Annotated in this window: 18 protein-coding genes and 4 tRNA genes; 17 read left to right on the top strand and 5 right to left on the bottom strand. The window is 46.5% G+C overall.

The features are described from left to right. Window positions 1–62: 62 nt before the first annotated feature. Genes rsmE through ruvX form a run of 4 tightly spaced genes read left to right on the top strand, consistent with a single transcriptional unit; the run spans window position 63 to window position 2,840 of the window. Window positions 63–794 carry a 16S rRNA (uracil(1498)-N(3))-methyltransferase gene (rsmE, locus tag CSW98_RS12930; protein WP_100800891.1) on the top strand — a complete coding sequence of 244 codons (732 nt, stop codon included), beginning with the start codon at window positions 63–65 and terminating at the stop codon, window positions 792–794. 13 nt (window positions 795–807) lie between these two features. Beyond that, entirely contained in the window at window positions 808–1,755 is a 948-nt protein-coding gene (gshB, locus tag CSW98_RS12925; RefSeq protein ID WP_100800890.1) for a glutathione synthase, read from the top strand. Window positions 1,756–1,805: 50 nt separating this feature from the next. Further along, the gene (locus CSW98_RS12920; RefSeq protein WP_100800927.1) at window positions 1,806–2,369 is read left to right on the top strand and encodes a YqgE/AlgH family protein; all 564 of its coding nucleotides are present in this window, start codon (window positions 1,806–1,808) and stop codon (window positions 2,367–2,369) included. 45 nt (window positions 2,370–2,414) lie between these two features. Further along, window positions 2,415–2,840 (top strand): Holliday junction resolvase RuvX, encoded by a 426-nt coding sequence (ruvX, locus tag CSW98_RS12915; RefSeq protein ID WP_100800889.1) that lies wholly within the window; start codon window positions 2,415–2,417, stop codon window positions 2,838–2,840. On the opposite strand, the gene CSW98_RS12910 is transcribed toward ruvX, so the two are convergent. Both CSW98_RS12910 and CSW98_RS12905 read right to left on the bottom strand, forming a co-directional pair. Further along, window positions 2,837–3,943, bottom strand: coding sequence for a PilT/PilU family type 4a pilus ATPase (locus CSW98_RS12910; RefSeq protein WP_100800888.1), 1,107 nt, complete (start codon window positions 3,941–3,943; stop codon window positions 2,837–2,839). The two genes, ruvX and CSW98_RS12910, sit on opposite strands and share 4 nt — an antisense overlap. 21 nt (window positions 3,944–3,964) lie before the next feature. Beyond that, window positions 3,965–5,002 (bottom strand): type IV pilus twitching motility protein PilT, encoded by a 1,038-nt coding sequence (locus CSW98_RS12905; protein ID WP_100800887.1) that lies wholly within the window; start codon window positions 5,000–5,002, stop codon window positions 3,965–3,967. A gap of 28 nt (window positions 5,003–5,030) precedes the next feature. Here CSW98_RS12905 and CSW98_RS12900 point away from each other — a divergent pair, with 28 nt between their 5' ends. The 6 genes from CSW98_RS12900 (at window position 5,031) to hemW (ending at window position 9,368) form a co-directional block, all read left to right on the top strand. Then, complete coding sequence (locus CSW98_RS12900) at window positions 5,031–5,741, top strand: YggS family pyridoxal phosphate-dependent enzyme (protein WP_100800886.1); 711 nt, start codon at window positions 5,031–5,033, stop codon at window positions 5,739–5,741. A 29-nt stretch (window positions 5,742–5,770) separates the two neighbouring features. Then, window positions 5,771–6,589: a pyrroline-5-carboxylate reductase gene (gene proC / locus CSW98_RS12895; protein ID WP_100800885.1), complete on the top strand. Its 819-nt coding sequence runs from the start codon at window positions 5,771–5,773 to the stop codon at window positions 6,587–6,589. Between the two features lie 23 nt (window positions 6,590–6,612). Next, window positions 6,613–7,170 (top strand): YggT family protein, encoded by a 558-nt coding sequence (locus CSW98_RS12890; protein ID WP_100800884.1) that lies wholly within the window; start codon window positions 6,613–6,615, stop codon window positions 7,168–7,170. Continuing rightward, window positions 7,170–7,472, top strand: coding sequence for a DUF167 family protein YggU (gene yggU, locus CSW98_RS12885; RefSeq protein ID WP_100800883.1), 303 nt, complete (start codon window positions 7,170–7,172; stop codon window positions 7,470–7,472). The genes CSW98_RS12890 and yggU overlap by 1 nt, the downstream gene beginning before the upstream one ends. A gap of 140 nt (window positions 7,473–7,612) precedes the next feature. Next, entirely contained in the window at window positions 7,613–8,206 is a 594-nt protein-coding gene (locus CSW98_RS12880) for an XTP/dITP diphosphatase (protein ID WP_100800926.1), read from the top strand. 7 nt (window positions 8,207–8,213) lie between these two features. Then, window positions 8,214–9,368, top strand: a complete 1,155-nt coding sequence (hemW, locus tag CSW98_RS12875) for a radical SAM family heme chaperone HemW (RefSeq protein WP_100800882.1) — start codon at window positions 8,214–8,216, stop codon at window positions 9,366–9,368. Window positions 9,369–9,571: 203 nt separating this feature from the next. Here the strand turns inward: hemW and trmB are convergent, their stop codons facing one another. Continuing rightward, window positions 9,572–10,291, bottom strand: a complete 720-nt coding sequence (gene trmB, locus CSW98_RS12870; RefSeq protein ID WP_100800881.1) for a tRNA (guanosine(46)-N7)-methyltransferase TrmB — start codon at window positions 10,289–10,291, stop codon at window positions 9,572–9,574. A gap of 141 nt (window positions 10,292–10,432) precedes the next feature. On the opposite strand from trmB, the gene mutY reads away from it, so the two are divergent. The 7 genes from mutY to CSW98_RS12835 all read left to right on the top strand — a co-directional run bounded on the left by mutY (window position 10,433) and on the right by CSW98_RS12835 (window position 13,515). Then, on the top strand, window positions 10,433–11,494 hold the full coding sequence (gene mutY / locus CSW98_RS12865; RefSeq protein WP_100800925.1) for an A/G-specific adenine glycosylase: 1,062 nt from the start codon (window positions 10,433–10,435) through the stop codon (window positions 11,492–11,494). 13 nt (window positions 11,495–11,507) lie between these two features. Continuing rightward, a complete protein-coding gene (locus CSW98_RS12860; RefSeq protein ID WP_100800924.1) occupies window positions 11,508–11,780 on the top strand; it encodes an oxidative damage protection protein in 273 nt (90 codons plus the stop codon). Between the two features lie 123 nt (window positions 11,781–11,903). Beyond that, window positions 11,904–13,034, top strand: coding sequence for a membrane-bound lytic murein transglycosylase MltC (mltC, locus tag CSW98_RS12855; RefSeq protein ID WP_100800880.1), 1,131 nt, complete (start codon window positions 11,904–11,906; stop codon window positions 13,032–13,034). A gap of 111 nt (window positions 13,035–13,145) precedes the next feature. After that, a tRNA-Phe gene (locus CSW98_RS12850) sits at window positions 13,146–13,221 on the top strand. Window positions 13,222–13,273: 52 nt separating this feature from the next. Next, a tRNA-Thr gene (locus CSW98_RS12845) sits at window positions 13,274–13,349 on the top strand. 7 nt (window positions 13,350–13,356) lie between these two features. Then, window positions 13,357–13,432: transfer RNA gene (locus tag CSW98_RS12840), tRNA-Phe, on the top strand. A 7-nt stretch (window positions 13,433–13,439) separates the two neighbouring features. After that, window positions 13,440–13,515 (top strand) — tRNA-Asn (locus tag CSW98_RS12835). Window positions 13,516–13,644: 129 nt separating this feature from the next. Here the strand turns inward: CSW98_RS12835 and CSW98_RS12830 are convergent. Together CSW98_RS12830 and CSW98_RS12825 are read right to left on the bottom strand one after the other, a co-directional pair. After that, on the bottom strand, window positions 13,645–15,207 hold the full coding sequence (locus CSW98_RS12830) for a methyl-accepting chemotaxis protein (RefSeq protein WP_100800879.1): 1,563 nt from the start codon (window positions 15,205–15,207) through the stop codon (window positions 13,645–13,647). 130 nt (window positions 15,208–15,337) lie between these two features. Further along, window positions 15,338–15,955, bottom strand: coding sequence for a LysE family translocator (locus CSW98_RS12825; protein WP_100800878.1), 618 nt, complete (start codon window positions 15,953–15,955; stop codon window positions 15,338–15,340). Window positions 15,956–16,081: the final 126 nt, after the last annotated feature.

Here is a 16,081-nt window from a genome sequence, read left to right as displayed (position 1 = left end):
GTTTTTTGGTCTCTCTGCATCCATGTTAAGAGAACTAACAATAACCTGCGGAATCAGCAGCAATGAGAATCCCCCGAATTTATCACCCGGAACCTATTACCACGCTGGGTCCTGTCATGCTCAGTGAAGATGCGACTGGCCATATAGGGCGAGTACTGCGCATGCAACCGGGACAGGACGTACAGCTGTTTGATGGCAGTGGTGCTGAGTTTCCGGCGACGATTACCGAAGTGAGTAAAAAACACGTTCAGGTCACACTCTCAGAGCGCACAGAACACAGCACTGAATCCCCGCTGAATATCCATCTCGGACAAGTCGTTTCCCGGGGGGAAAAAATGGAATTCACCATCCAGAAATCCGTCGAACTGGGGGTAAATACCATTACGCCGCTAATATCAGAACGCTGTGGCGTAAAATTGGATCCCAAACGTTTCGAGAAAAAACTGGCACAATGGCAGAAAATTGCTATTGCCGCCTGTGAACAATGCGGACGCAATATAGTGCCTCAGGTTCGCCCGCTTATGACACTGGAAGACTGGTGCGCTGAAGAAGATGATGCCCTGAAGCTCAACCTGCATCCCCGCGCTCAGTATTCTATCAATACTCTTCCTGAACCGGTCTCCAGAGTCCGTCTGCTTATCGGTCCGGAAGGTGGTCTCTCTGCGGAAGAGATCACCATGACAGAAAAATATCACTTTGCAGAAACACTGCTGGGCCCGAGAGTACTGCGTACTGAAACAGCGGCACTGACAGCCGTCACTGCACTTCAGGTTCGCTTCGGCGATCTGGGCTGATTAGGAGAAAATAATGATCAAACTAGGCGTAGTGATGGATCCTATTTCATCCATCAAAATCAAAAAAGATTCAACCTTTGCTATGATGCTGGAAGCTCAAAAACGTGGCTATGAAATCCACTACATGGAAATGGCCGATCTGCATCTGGATCAGGGTACAGCTTTCGCGGATACGAAGATCGTCGAAATTAAAGAAGATCCGGACAACTGGTACCAGTTTAAATCAGAACAGACCATTGAGCTGTCTGAGCTGGATGCAGTGCTGATGCGTAAGGATCCGCCTTTCGATACCGAATATATCTACGCGACTTATATCCTTGAGCGGGCAGAAGAGAAAGGGACTCTGATTGTCAATAAACCTCAGAGTCTGCGCGACTGTAACGAAAAATTATTTACCGCATGGTTCCCTGAACTGACACCGACAACCATAGTAACCCGTAAGGATAAGCAGATTCGTGCCTTCTATGAAAAACACGGTGATATCATTCTGAAGCCGTTGGATGGTATGGGAGGAGCCTCTATCTTCCGGGTAAAAGCTGGTGATCCGAACCTATCGGTGATTATTGAAGCTTTGACCAACCATGGCCAATACTACGCGATGGCTCAGGCTTTTATTCCGGATATCAGTAACGGCGATAAGCGTATTCTGGTTGTTGATGGTGAACCCATGCCATACTGCCTGGCCAGAATTCCGGCTCAGGGAGAAACCCGCGGTAATCTGGCAGCTGGTGGCCGGGGTGAACCAAGACCATTAAGTGACACAGACAGGAAGATCGCAGAAGCAGTTGCGCCTACACTTAAAGAAAAAGGACTGATCTTTGTCGGACTTGACGTCATTGGCGATAAGTTGACTGAAATAAACGTAACCAGCCCGACCTGTATCCGTGAGATAGAAGCAGAATTCGATATTTCAATTACCGGTAAACTGATGGATGCTATTGAGCGCCGTCTGAATCTATAATCTGAGATTCTGTTGGAGATGAGGTACAGAGAACGATGGGAGGAGAAATTATGAATCTGGCGAATCACTTTCTAGTCGCAATGCCCGGAATGACGGATCCATTCTTCTATCGTTCTGTGATCTATATCTGTGAGCATAATGAAGAAGGTGCAATGGGGCTAATCATCAATGCCCCGATCGACATCACCGTTGCCGGGATGCTGAAGCAGGTAGAAGTCGAATCGATCCATCCGAAGATCTATAAAGAACATTTGAATATGCCGGTACTGAATGGCGGCCCTGTCTCTGAAGATCGCGGTTTTATCCTGCACGAGCCCAAAGATGATTATCATTCCAGCATCCGTATGACGGATAATCTGTCGGTGACGACATCTAAAGATATCCTCGGAGTTCTGGGGACAGAAGCCGAGCCGAAAAATTATATAGTCGCTCTGGGATATTCAGGCTGGACAGCAGGACAACTGGAGAAAGAGCTGGCCGAAAATGCATGGCTGACGGTACAAGCAGATCCGGACGTTATGTTTAATACTCCGGTGCATGAACGCTGGCATAAGGCTTTAGAAATGCTCGGGGTTGACCCCGCACAATTGTCCTCAGAAGCCGGACATGCATAAATAAAAACAGATAGATAACTTAAATAAAAAAACAGACAGACAATTATGACATCAAAAACCATCATGGCTTTTGACTATGGCACAAAAAGTATTGGTAGTGCCATCGGTCAGGCAATCACCGGCACAGCTACACCGCTGAAAGCCTTTAAAGCCAAAGACGGGATCCCAAACTGGGATGAAATTGAAAAACAGATCAGAGAATGGCAGCCGGATCTACTGATTGTCGGACTACCCACCGATCTGCAAGGCAAAGATCTGGAAACCATCACACCCCGAGCCCGGAAATTTGCCAACCGCCTGCACGGACGTTTTGGTCTGCCAGTCGAACTGCACGATGAAAGACTTTCAACAGCAGAAGCCCGCGCAGACTTGTTTTCCATGGGTGGATACAAGGCATTAAGCAAAGGCAATATCGACTGCCAATCTGCGGTCGTCATCCTCGAAAGCTGGTTTGAGAACCTTTATGGTTAATCCATGTCAATCTGCACACCATCCAGCATGCTGCGATTCTGGCTGTCTCCACGCTTTGTTTTCAGCATCATCCTTAAGTCATTAGCCGAATCAGCACAGTGCATGGCATCCTGTTCAGCGACCTTCTCCTCAACAATCAATTCATACAGCGACTGATCAAACGTTTTCATGCCAGTCTCATTCGAGTTCGCCATGGTGCTTTTCAGTTCATGCAATTCACCCCGGCGGATCAAATCCGATACCCTTGGGGTGTTAAGCAAGATTTCAAACACACCATGACGCCCATTGCCCTGTTTGTCCCGTACTAGCTGCTGCCCGATGATCCCTCGTAAATTCATAGAAAGATCAAACAGAAACTGTTCTTTCTGCTCTTTAGGCACCAGATGAAGAATACGCTCTAGTGCCTGATTAGCATTATTGGCATGCAGAGTTGCCATACAGAGATGGCCTGTTTCAGCGAACATCATTGCGTACTGCATGGTTTCCCGGGTACGGATTTCACCAATCAGAATCATATCCGGAGCCTGACGCAGTGAATTTTTCAGTGCAATTTCATAACTGTCTGTATCCAGCCCGACTTCTCTCTGAGTAATAATGCAGCGGTTATGTTCATGCACAAACTCTATCGGATCTTCTACCGTTAAAATATGCCCGGGAAGGTTCGCATTCCGGTATCCAGTCATTGCAGCCATAGTCGTAGACTTACCGGATCCGGTAGCACCGACTACCAGTACCAGCCCCCGTTTAGACGTAGACAGTTCCTTTAACACCGGAGGCAGTTTCAATGCATCAAACGTCGGAATCTCCGTTTCGATACGACGTAAAACTGCTCCCGGCAATTCACGCTGATAAAACGCACTGACCCGAAACCGACCCGTTTCTTTTACCATAGCAAAATTGGCTTCTTTGCTTTGATGAAACTCCTGCTGCCGCTCTTTATCCATCATGGCATACAGAAGTTGCGTTACCTGCGTTTCATTCAACGCTACTCCCAGCGGCTTTAGCTCACCATCAACCCTTAACAGGCAAGGTGCTCCCACCGTTATATACACATCCGATGCCCGGGAAGAAATCATCGCATCCAGTATCTGACTCAGTTCCATTTATACCTCTTTCGTCACCGATTAAAACGGTGAGCTTTCTATCTCAACCTTCTTCTGTACTTCTTCAAAGTCCACAATACCCTGAGCAATAAGCTGTTTAGCACTTTGTTCCATGGTGCGCATACCGACGGACGACCCCGTCTGAATCATAGAAAACATCTGTGCCACCTTGTCTTCACGGATCAGATTACGGATAGCGGGGGTTGCCAGCATAATTTCATGGCAGGCAACCCGGCCACCACCAATACGCTTCAATAATTTTTGGGCAATAACTGCCCGCAGCGATTCAGAAAGCATAGAGCGCACCATCCCTTTATCACTACCGGGAAACACATCGATAATCCGGTCTATCGTCTTGGCGGCTGAACTGGTGTGCAGGGTACCGAATACCAGATGCCCGGTTTCAGCCGCTGTGAGCGCCAGACTGATCGTTTCCTGATCACGCAGTTCCCCAACCAGTATAACATCCGGATCCTCACGCAGAGCAGAACGCAGTGCTGCTTTAAAACTATGAGTATCTCTGTGTACCTCTCGCTGGTTTACCAGACATTTGTTATTCAGATGTACAAATTCGATCGGATCTTCAATAGTCAGAATATGCTTATTGAAATTACGGTTAATGTAGTCCACCATCGCCGCCAGTGTCGTTGATTTACCGGAACCCGTCGGCCCGGTCACCAGTACCAGCCCTTTTTCATAGTTAGCAATATCCGTGAAGATCTGCGGTGTATCCAGTTGCTCCAGCGTAGGGATGTCTGTAGGAATGGAACGAAATACGGCTGAACAACCACGACGCTGATGAAATGCATTGACACGGAAGCGACCGATTTTAGGTAGCTCGAATGAGAAATCGACTTCCAGTTTCTCTTCAAACTCACTTCTTTGCATATCGTTCATAATTTCAAACACCAGACGATGTACCTCTGAGTGTTCAAATGCAGGGAGTCCAAGCTTTCTGACGTCGCCATCAATCCTTACCATAGGAGGAACTCCTGCAGAAAGATGTAGATCTGACGCATTATGTTTTACACTAAACTCCAGTAACTCGGCGATATCCATTTACAATCCTTAATAAAGTCAACTAACTATGTGTAGTATTCAACAAAATATTGAGCAGGTCACCACACAGATCCGTAATACTGAACATAAGTGTGGTCGAGAACCAAATTCTGTACAACTTTTGGCTGTCAGTAAGACCAAACCCAACGCTGCCATTGTCGCCGCCCTTGCGGCAGGACAAAAAGCCTTCGGTGAAAACTATGTTCAGGAAGGTGTAGATAAAATCCATTATTTTTCAGAACACTATAGGGATGCAAAAATAGAATGGCATTTTATAGGACCACTTCAATCCAATAAAACCCGACTGGTTGCAGAAAATTTTGACTGGGTTCACTCTGTTGACAGAGCAAAAGTAGCCCAGAGACTTAATGATCAACGCCCTAAGGGGTTACCCCCGTTGCAGGTTCTTATTCAGGTCAATACTAGTGGGGAAACCAGCAAATCCGGCATTGATGAGTCAGAAGTTTTTGCTCTGGCCGAGTTGATTTCCGGCCTTCCCAACCTCACGTTAAGAGGATTGATGTCGATCCCTGCCAATGTTTCCGACTATGACTCTCAGTTCAGAGCGTTTAAACAGCTGGCAGAACTGAAAATAAAACTAGCCGAACAATACACTGAACTGGATACTTTATCGATGGGTATGAGCGGTGATATGGAGGCTGCCGTTGCCGCAGGAAGTACCATGGTTCGTATTGGAACCGCAATTTTTGGTACCAGAGACTACACAAGCAGAGATTAAAAGCAGGCTGACCATTTAAGGAAAAAATCATGCAACAGAAAAAAATCGCCTTTATCGGCGCTGGGAATATGGCTCGCTCTATTATCGCCGGACTGGTTGCCAGCGGTTATCCCGCAGAACTGATAACAGCCACTGACCCGAATCAGGAACAGAGAGACCTGCTGACAAATCTGTACACTATCAACACCAGTGCAGATAACTCAGCGGCAGCAACGCAGGCTGATGTTGTGGTTCTGGCGGTAAAACCTCAGTTAATGCAGGTCGTCTGTGAAGGTTTTACAGAAGTGGACTTTGCCGATAAGCTGGTGATATCCATTGCAGCCGGAGTATCCGTTTCCAGGCTGAATGCGCTGCTGAAAACAGACCTGAAACTGGTACGGGTAATGCCAAACACCCCGGCACTAGTCAGTAAAGGGATGAGCGGACTCTTTGCAGCAGAAACGGTTTCAGCGGCAGATAAACGCTTCGCCGCTGAGCTGATGCAGGCTGTTGGTGAAATTTGCTGGGTTAATCAGGAATCAGGCATAAATAATGTTATTGCTGCTGCAGGCAGTGCTCCGGCTTACTTCTTCCTGTTTATGGAAGCAATGCAGAAAGAAGCGATTGCACAAGGTTTCGATCAGAATACCGCCCGCTTGCTGGTGCAGCAGTCTGCGCTGGGGGCAGCGGCAATGGTTGTAGCCAACCCGGATACCGAACTGTCCGTGTTAAGAGAGCAGGTAACATCTAAAGGTGGCACAACAGCCGAAGCGCTGCGTACCTTTAACGAACATCAACTTTCCGATATTGTGGCAAAAGCCATGCAGGCCGCAGTTAACCGTGCCGAAGAGATGGAAAAGCTATTTTAAGCGAGCTGAACAAAGGGTAACCCATGAACTCGATACATTTTTTATTATCCACCGTACTTGATCTGTATATTATGGTGGTTCTGCTGCGAATCTGGTTGCAGGCGGTGCGAGCCGATTTCTATAACCCGTTTTCCCAATTTATCGTTAAAGCTACCCAGCCGGTTGTCGGTCCGTTAAGACGTATTATTCCGTCCCTCGGCCCTATCGATATGGCAACACTATTATTCGCTTATTTCCTGAGCGTAATGAAGTTTGTTCTGATGGTCATGCTGCTGTCCGGAGGCTCTGCTGTACTGAGTGTACAATTCCTGCTTCTTGGTCTGTTATCCCTGATAAAAGCTGCAGGCGGATTACTGTTCTGGATCCTGCTGCTGCAGGCAATTATGAGCTGGGTCAGTCAGGGGCGCAGCCCTATGGAATATGTGTTCCATCAACTGACGGCTCCTATGCTGGCCCCTATTCGCCGCATTATTCCACCCATGGGGGGACTGGATCTGAGTGTTCTGGTGCTGTTTATCGCACTTCAGTTTGCTAATTATCTGATGGGGGATATCGTCGGCCCCGTCTGGCATCAGCTCTAATGTCTCAAACAGAGAACCCGGCGGTACGGCGCGATGACGATGATCTGATCCTGAGGCTGTATATCCAGCCCAAAGCCAGCCGGGATCAAATCGTAGGACTGCACGGTGAAGAACTCAAAATAGCCATTACTGCCCCTCCGGTTGACGGCAAAGCCAACAGTCATCTAACGAAATATTTGTCTAAGCAGTTTAAGGTTGCCAAGGGACAGATTGATATCGAGAAAGGAGAACTGGGCAGGCACAAACAGGTGCGAATTCACTCTCCGGAGCTGATTCCCAAAGAAGTGGAAGTATTACTTTAATTCCGGTCATCCCTACGCGGGCAGAAGCGGATAAGCAGGGGATACGAGTTAAGTTACTCCCTGCCTTGCAAGGGATGCCCGTTATTGACCCCAAATATAAGACACCTATTTCCAACAGTTATATATTCAGAGAAAACATCATGACAAAAATCGTTCTGGCTACCGGTAATCAGGGTAAAGTTCGTGAGATGGCAGATTTGCTGTCTGATTTCGGTTTCGAGGTACTGGCACAAAATGAACTTAATGTGTCAGATGTTGCCGAAACAGGTACAACCTTTATTGAAAATGCCATCATTAAGGCTCGTCATGCAGCAAAAGAAACCGGCTTACCGGCTATTGCTGATGATTCAGGATTAGAAGTCGATGCGCTGAAAGGGGCTCCGGGAATTTATTCGGCTCGTTATGCAGGAAATGACTCTAATGATCGGAATAACCTGAATAAATTACTTGATGATATGCGTAATGTACCGGAAGCCGAAAGAACAGCACGCTTTCACTGTGTTCTGGTCATGATGCGTCACGCCGATGACCCTACCCCTATCGTTTGCCACGGTATCTGGGAAGGACGGATTCTGACCGAAGCTCACGGCAGCAACGGTTTTGGTTATGATCCTGTATTTTTTGTTCCGGAAAAAGGCTGTGCTTCTGCTGAGCTGGAAGCGGCAGTGAAAAAACAACTTTCCCATCGGGGCAAGGCTCTTCAACAGTTATTTACCACATTAAGACAATCTTAATACTGTTATGTTAATCCTTCCTCCGCTCAGCCTGTATATTCATATTCCCTGGTGTGTACAGAAATGTCCGTATTGCGACTTCAACTCGCATGCCATGAAATCTGAGATCCCGGAAGATCAGTATATCGATGCTCTTCTGGAAGATCTGAGTCTCGACCGTCAACGCTACCACTTAGAACAGGATAACAGGAAGCTGCACTCGATCTTTATCGGTGGTGGTACACCCAGTCTGGTATCCCCCGAAGGGATCGGCAGGTTACTCCGGGGAGTTGCAGAGCAGATCCCGTTTGCGACTGAGATTGAAATCACCATGGAAGCCAACCCCGGTACTATTGAGGCTCAGCGTTTTGCCGACTACAGGAAACAAGGGGTGACCCGTATTTCTATCGGTGTTCAAAGCTTTGAGCAGGATAAACTACAGAAGTTGGGGCGGATCCACGGACAGAATGAAGCCGTCAATGCCGCTAAACTGGCACACAGTATTGGCCTGAAAAGTTTTAATCTGGATCTGATGCACGGCTTACCGGATCAGACTCCAGAACAGGCACTCAAGGATCTGGATAAAGCCATTGAACTGAATCCACCACACCTTTCCTGGTACCAGCTGACTATAGAACCGAATACCCTGTTCTACTCTAAGCCACCACAACTACCAAACGATGATGCACTGTGGGATATCTTCGAGCAAGGGCATCAAAAACTGACTGATGCTGGCTATGTTCAGTATGAGATTTCCGGCTACAGCAAGCCGAGATATCAGTGCCGGCATAACCTGAACTACTGGCGTTTCGGTGATTATCTGGGTATCGGATGTGGTGCACACGGCAAGCTCAGCTTTGCTGACGGGCGCATTATCCGCACCACAAAGGTAAAACACCCCCGGGGTTATCTGAATCTGCTCAAGCCTTATCTGGAAACAGAAAGCAACGTTGCAGAAGAAGATCGCCCGTTTGAGTTTTTTATGAATCGTTTCCGTCTGTTAGAGGCTTGTCCGAAAAAGGATTTTCCTGACCGCACTGGTCTGTCGCTGGAGACAATCCAGTCAACAATCCGTCACGCTCTCAACTCTGATTATCTCATAGAGACAGAAACCCACTGGCAGGTAACAGAAAAAGGTAAGCTGTTTTTGAATGATTTGCTGGAGATGTTTGTTGGGGATTAAAGACCAGATGATATAGATTTGTCGCCCCGATGACTATCGTCATTCCCAAAATCACCGTCATCCTTGTGTAGGCAGCAAAGCATTTCGCTGAGTTAAACCAGATTCCTGCCTTCGCAGGAATGACGATATCATTGTTTCCGGAAGCAGAGCAGACTAAGGCTAGTATCTTATAAAGAGATCGGCGTCCGCTCTGTAATCTCGTCTTAACTTACGCGCTTAAACTTAATATCCCATACACCATGCCCTAAACGATGACCTCGTGCTTCAAACTTAGTCAGCGGACGTTCTTCCGGACGTGGCACATAATCCCCATCTTCTGCCGTATTTTCGTAACAGGGAGCAGCTTTCATCACTTCAATCATATGCTCAGCATAGTTTTCCCAATCTGTCGCCATATGGAAGATACCAGCACCCGGGATCAGCTTCTGGCGAACCATTTCCGCAAATTCTGCCTGAACGATACGACGCTTATGATGGCGTTTTTTATGCCATGGATCAGGGAAAAACAGTTGTAATGTAGACAGGCTACCATCCGGAATCATATGCGCAAAGACTTCCACTGCATCATGGCACATCACTCGCAGGTTAGTCAGCCCGGCTTCCTGAGCCGCAGCAAGACAAGCACCAACACCAGGGCTATGCACTTCGATACCGATAAAGTTTTTCTCCGGTGCATTTTTAGCCATTTCAACCAGAGAAGCCCCCATACCAAAACCAATTTCGAGTACCACAGGATTATCGTTACCGAACACTTCCTGCCAGTTCAGCAGCTGTTTCTGATAATCAACTCCCATCGCAGGCCAACACTCTTTCAGTGCGTGTTCCTGGCCTTTGGTTAAGCGTCCTTCACGACGCACAAAGCTGCGCACTTTACGTAATAGTTTGCCGTCTTCAGTGTATTCGTTAGTGGTCACTTCACTCATTGGTTCTGCCTGTTTATACCTGTTCATTGTTCAATCAAAGCGGGGATTATCCAAAGAAACCGTCGCTATGCAAGTGGAATTTACTTATCCCGGTAAGTGTGGTGCAATTTGCTGCCGGACAGAATAACAAAAGAGAAAATTGTGACACCATTTGCAAATGCCATTCTTGATTGGTACGAAACATACGGGCGGAAAAATCTGCCGTGGCAACAGAATAAAAATGCCTACAGAGTATGGCTGTCGGAAATTATGCTGCAACAGACACAAGTAGCAACGGTGATCCCTTACTTTGAACGTTTTCTGCAGAGATTCCCGACTGTACAGGCACTGGCAGAAGCCCCTCAGGATGAAGTACTGCACCAGTGGACAGGGCTTGGCTACTATGCCCGGGCTCGCAATCTGCATAAAGCAGCTAAAATTATCGTGGAACAATATCAGGGAGAATTTCCGCTCACACTTGATGAAATGCATGCTTTACCCGGTGTCGGACGTTCTACTGCTGCCGCCGTTCTCTCATCGGTCTACCGACAGCCTCTTGCTATTTTAGATGGTAATGTCAAGCGAACCCTCGCCCGCTGTTTTGCCGTAGAAGGGTGGCCAGGGAAAAAGCCAGTGGAAAACCGACTATGGGAACTGTCAGAAGAACATACCCCGGCAGAAAATACAGACAAATACAATCAGGCAATGATGGATATGGGAGCAATGGTTTGTACCAGAAGCCGCCCAAAATGTACTCTCTGTCCCGTAGAAACGCTCTGTGAAGCAAAGAAACAGCAACGTCAGGATGAGTTCCCAGGCAAAAAGACGAAACAGGAAAAACCGGTAAAAGCGACCTGGTTCGTGATCCTGTATTGTGATCATCAGATCTGGCTGGAACAAAGACCGGAAACAGGGGTCTGGGGAGGCCTGTTCAGTTTTCCAGAACATCACTGTGCAGAGATTATTCCTCAACTGGATCGTCTGTCTGTGGAAGAATCCGATATCGAAACAATCCGGCCACTGATCGCCTTCCGCCATACCTTCAGCCACTACCATCTGGACATAACTCCCATACTGGTAAAACTGAAACAAACACCAAATTTGGTGATGGATGGTGGTACAGGTCTCTGGTATAACTTAATCTGTCCGGAAAAAATCGGGCTGGCAGCGCCTGTTAAACAACTTATAGACAGCCTGCCTTCGGAGCTGAATGAACAACATTAAACAAGGAGAAGATATGAGTCGCATAGTATTCTGTACCCGTCTGCAAAAAGAAGCCGAAGGTCTGGATTTTCAGCTTTATCCCGGAGAACTGGGTAAACGAATTTTCGACAATATCTCCAAAGAAGCCTGGGCCGAATGGCAGGGAAAGCAGACGATGCTAATTAATGAAAAGAAACTGAACATGATGGAACCGGAACATCGCAAATTACTGGAGCAGGAGATGGAAAAGTTTCTGTTTGAAGGTAAAGATGTACAAATTGATGGCTACACACCGCCAAAACCATAATAAGTTACTCTCATCCCGGCAGAGAGCCGGTTCAACCGGATATATATTCCCACGCAGATGCGTGGGGATTTCTGGGAAAAACAAAACAAACCGGATATCCGGTTTAGCATTTGAACATCTGATATGAAGAAGCTTTACTGTCTACTGATCCCTTTTCTCCTCACTGGCTGCAGTCGAGAATTTATTGAGTCCGTCTATGAGGTAGATTACGAACCGACTAACCGTTTCGCCAAAAATCTGGCTCGGTTGCCGGGGCAATTTCAGAAAGACACCGCAGCAATGGATGCACTGATGAACAGCTTTTCCGGCAACATTGAGAAACGCTGGGGTCACAAGGAATTTCGTATCGCAGGTAAGAGTAACTACGTAAAGTACATAGACAACTATCTGAGCCGTTCTGACGTTAATTTTACCGAGGGCAAAATTACCATTGAGACCGTCTCTCCGACAGAACCGAAAAAACACCTGAAAAATGCCATCGTCACAACCCTGCTTACCCCGGATGATCCAGCCAATGTAGATCTGTTCTCCTCATCCAGTATTGAACTCAAAGGTCAGCCATTCCTTTATCAGCAGGTTATTGATCAGGATAAACAACCGATCCAGTGGAGCTGGCGTGCTAATCGCTTTGCTGATTACCTGATTGCTCATCATTTAAAAACCAAAACTGTGGATTACAAAAAAGCCTATTATGTTGAAATCCCGATGGTTGAAGAACACTTTGAATTACGCAGCTATAAATACGCCGAGATTGTACAAAGAGCAGCACGCCGATATGGTATTGCAGAAGATTTAATCTACGCCATTATAAAAACAGAAAGCAGCTTCAATCCTTATGCCGTAAGCTGGGCCAATGCTTATGGTCTGATGCAGGTAGTCCCGAAAACCGCCGGTGCCGATGTCTTTAAGCTGGTTAAGAAACGTTCCGGACAACCTTCTCCGGAATATCTGTTTGATCCGGCCAACAATATAGACACAGGAACAGCCTATTTTTATCTATTAAAAAACCGCTACCTAAAAGAAGTCAGAGATCCAATTTCTCTGGAATACAGTATGATTTCGGCCTACAACGGCGGTACAGGTGGTGTACTGAATACATTCGACCGCAATCGTTCACGGGCAATGCGGGATCTGAATGCCCTGCAACCAAATCAGGTTTACTGGGCACTAACCAAAAAACATCCGAACAACGAATCCCGTCGCTATCTGGAAAAGGTCACTGGATACAAAAGAGAGTTTAATCTGGTGAAATAACATAAGCTCCGTGCTTTTGCTTAAAATCACAGCACTCGGTCACTTTTTTGCGTTTTTTTTGCAAAAACAGGTTGACGCTGACAGCGAAAATCCGTTTAATAGCGCTCCGTCGCCCGGATAGCTCAGTCGGTAGAGCAGAGGATTGAAAATCCTCGTGTCGGTGGTTCGATTCCGCCTCCGGGCACCATAATTTAATGATTGGTGTCTAAGACATCAGTCTTTGTAAAAGATTATAGTGTGCCGACTTAGCTCAGTAGGTAGAGCAACTGACTTGTAATCAGTAGGTCACCAGTTCGATTCCGGTAGTCGGCACCATTCTTTTGCCTCGATAGCTCAGTCGGTAGAGCAGAGGATTGAAAATCCTCGTGTCGGTGGTTCGATTCCGCCTCGAGGCACCATTATTGTTCCCCCTTAGTTCAGTCGGTAGAACGGCGGACTGTTAATCCGTATGTCGCAAGTTCAAGTCTTGCAGGGGGAGCCACTTTTAAAGCCTGATCGCAAGATCAGGCTTTTTTATTTACCTAAGAAAAGTATGTTTTCGAAAAAGGAAGATCACCGCTTACTTCACAGCTACAAATAAGCTTTTCTGCAAAATAAGCGGCGTAACGTATTAATGAGACTGAAACTGCTTTATCAGACGCTGCAGAGCTTCCAGACTGTCTACCAGCTTACTGGTTCTCTCCACCGAACGGTTAGACATCTGCAATGTCTCGTCGGCCAGAGATTTAATGTTCACCACATTGCCGTTCACTTCCTGAGTCACACCGGCCTGCTGCTCAACCGCAACAGCAATCTGATGACTGTTATCAGTTATCTGTGACAACATACCGGAAATATTACTCAGTACTCCGCCTGTATCATTCGCTCTCTGAGTACACTCCCTGGACAGCTCTCCGCCTTTTTCCATAATGCTCACTGCATTTTGAGCGGTTTCCTGAAGCTCTGAAATCATCGCGTGGATCTGATCTGTTGAAGCACGGCTTTTTGTTGCCAGTGAACGGACTTCATCTGCAACCACAGCAAAACCTCTTCCGGCCTCTCCCGCACGGGCAGCTTCTATAGCAGCGTTAAGAGCCAACAGATTGGTCTGCTCGGAGATACCACCTATAACATCCAGAATACTTTCGATCTGAACACTATTCTGGGAAAGATGGTCAATAACCTCCCGGGAATTTTCCAGTTCAGCAGCTAATTGCTCAATCACATCAATGGTCACAGAGATACTTTCCATCCCCTTCTGTGACTCCTGATTCGCCTCACGGGTAGCCTGAGATGTAGCGGCAGCACTATCGGCAACTTCCTGAATAGAATGGCTCAGTTCTTCTACTGCTGTTGCAACCATTTCCGTTTCTGCTGACTGCTGCGTCAGGTTTTGTTCAATAGACTGAATAGTACCGAATTCATTTTCGGCTTCTTCCAGAATCTGTCCCGCTGTTTCAGCCGTCCTTCCGGATACCGCTCTCAGCTCAGCTTTTCGCATCATTAGGGCAAGCTCAATCTGTGAGTAATCATCAAAATAACCGGTATAAGGTTTTTCCATCAGAGGGTTATGATAAGAATCGTTAGCCAGTTTCCTGATATGGCTGAAACGCTTATTCTGATGCAAGGATATTCCCAGCATTCCACTACCACATATTAGTCCGGCAACAGCCATATATATGACCGGCACTCCGGTAAATAACAAAAAAGACTGGAGCAGAAAGCATACTGAAAAGAATATATTAAATGAAGTATATGCGATTCTGTTCTGCCGGATTTTTTCACCATTATTTAATTTCTTATATAAAAGTGATGCACGCTTTGTTTGTGCTTCATCGGGTCTGGAACGAACAGATTGATATTCAGTGATATCACCTTTATGATTTTTTATCGGAGTCACAAATGCAGAAACCCAATAATAACCATCACCTTTACGCTGGTTTTTTACCAATCCCATCCAGCTTTTTCCGGATTGCACATATTCCCATAACTGAGCAAACGCAGCTTTAGGCATCTCTTTATGCCGAACTTTATTATGCGGTTGCCCAAGTAACTCTTCTGTCTGATATTCCGCAACATCACAGAAAACACTATTGGCATATGTTATATAACTGGAGGGATCTGTAGTTGATATTAAATTCACATCCTTGGAATATTCCTTATTCTTAGGATCTTTCCATGTATCAACAGGCATATATTTCTTTGACCTCATACTTACACAGTCGCAACAGCGACCAACTAACTGGGATAAATGTTCACTAAACGTACTGATAACATACCCGGAACAATTTCTCTATCTTTATTGATAAAAATGTTTTTCCGGTTTAGAAACTCAACAGAACCTTTAAAGCCAGAGCGATCAGAACACATCCGGAAAGGCGATCAATCAGTAGAGCCTTTGCTCTCAGCTTTTCCAGAAGCAGAGAAGAAGACAAAACAAAAGTGATTAACGTATACCAGAGTCCGTCAACCAGCCACGGCGTTACGACAATTAATGCCTTACCACTAGTTTCACCATTACTGGCAGCGACAAACTGACTAAACAACGCAATGAAGAACAACATGATCTTAGGACTGGTCAGAGAAATAAAAAAGCCTTCCCGGGCAGATTGCCATACACTCATGCTTTCTCCAGCCTGTAACTTAGCTGCAATCCCCCCCTTAGAACGGATAGCATTCAAGCCTAAATACGCGAGGTAAAGCGCCCCGGCATAACTGAGTAAACGGAAGACTAACGGAGACTGCTGTAAAAGTGCCGCCAGCCCAATTAACGTAATCAAAGCATACAGTGCAATACCGGATGCATGTGCCCAGGCCGTTGCCAATCCATTTGCCCGGCCACCAGCCAGACTGTGTTTTGCTACCATAGCCAGACTCGGTCCCGGAGACATAGCTCCGAGTAAACAGACAGTAAACAGTGATAGCCAGATAGTCAGTGTCATTACGTACTCCTTGTATATGTTAATGCCACTTTATATCAAACCCGGCCAGGGCGATACCCGAATTCAGATCTGGAAGACATAAAAAAACCTCAGCCGAAGCTGAGGTTTCACACTATCTACATAAAT

Origin of the sequence: Vibrio sp. HA2012 (assembly GCF_002812955.1) — a bacterium.
Lineage (GTDB): Bacteria > Pseudomonadota > Gammaproteobacteria > Enterobacterales > Vibrionaceae > Vibrio.
This window is presented reverse-complemented; position numbering and strand designations above follow the sequence as displayed.

Bases quoted from the DNA above. Each gene is read 5' to 3' on its own strand.
- CSW98_RS12890 (WP_100800884.1), top strand. From the start codon at position 6,613: ATGAACTCGATACATTTTTTATTATCCACCGTACTTGATCTGTATATT.
- trmB (WP_100800881.1), bottom strand. From the start codon at position 10,291: ATGAGTGAAGTGACCACTAACGAATACACTGAAGACGGCAAACTATTA.
- hemW (WP_100800882.1), top strand. From the start codon at position 8,214: ATGTTAATCCTTCCTCCGCTCAGCCTGTATATTCATATTCCCTGGTGT.
- rsmE (WP_100800891.1), top strand. From the start codon at position 63: ATGAGAATCCCCCGAATTTATCACCCGGAACCTATTACCACGCTGGGT.
- mltC (WP_100800880.1), top strand. From the start codon at position 11,904: ATGAAGAAGCTTTACTGTCTACTGATCCCTTTTCTCCTCACTGGCTGC.
- gshB (WP_100800890.1), top strand. From the start codon at position 808: ATGATCAAACTAGGCGTAGTGATGGATCCTATTTCATCCATCAAAATC.
- CSW98_RS12910 (WP_100800888.1), bottom strand. From the start codon at position 3,943: ATGGAACTGAGTCAGATACTGGATGCGATGATTTCTTCCCGGGCATCG.
- proC (WP_100800885.1), top strand. From the start codon at position 5,771: ATGCAACAGAAAAAAATCGCCTTTATCGGCGCTGGGAATATGGCTCGC.
- CSW98_RS12825 (WP_100800878.1), bottom strand. From the start codon at position 15,955: ATGACACTGACTATCTGGCTATCACTGTTTACTGTCTGTTTACTCGGA.
- CSW98_RS12830 (WP_100800879.1), bottom strand. From the start codon at position 15,207: ATGCCTGTTGATACATGGAAAGATCCTAAGAATAAGGAATATTCCAAG.
- CSW98_RS12905 (WP_100800887.1), bottom strand. From the start codon at position 5,002: ATGGATATCGCCGAGTTACTGGAGTTTAGTGTAAAACATAATGCGTCA.
- CSW98_RS12880 (WP_100800926.1), top strand. From the start codon at position 7,613: ATGACAAAAATCGTTCTGGCTACCGGTAATCAGGGTAAAGTTCGTGAG.
- ruvX (WP_100800889.1), top strand. From the start codon at position 2,415: ATGACATCAAAAACCATCATGGCTTTTGACTATGGCACAAAAAGTATT.
- yggU (WP_100800883.1), top strand. From the start codon at position 7,170: ATGTCTCAAACAGAGAACCCGGCGGTACGGCGCGATGACGATGATCTG.
- CSW98_RS12920 (WP_100800927.1), top strand. From the start codon at position 1,806: ATGAATCTGGCGAATCACTTTCTAGTCGCAATGCCCGGAATGACGGAT.
- CSW98_RS12900 (WP_100800886.1), top strand. From the start codon at position 5,031: ATGTGTAGTATTCAACAAAATATTGAGCAGGTCACCACACAGATCCGT.
- CSW98_RS12860 (WP_100800924.1), top strand. From the start codon at position 11,508: ATGAGTCGCATAGTATTCTGTACCCGTCTGCAAAAAGAAGCCGAAGGT.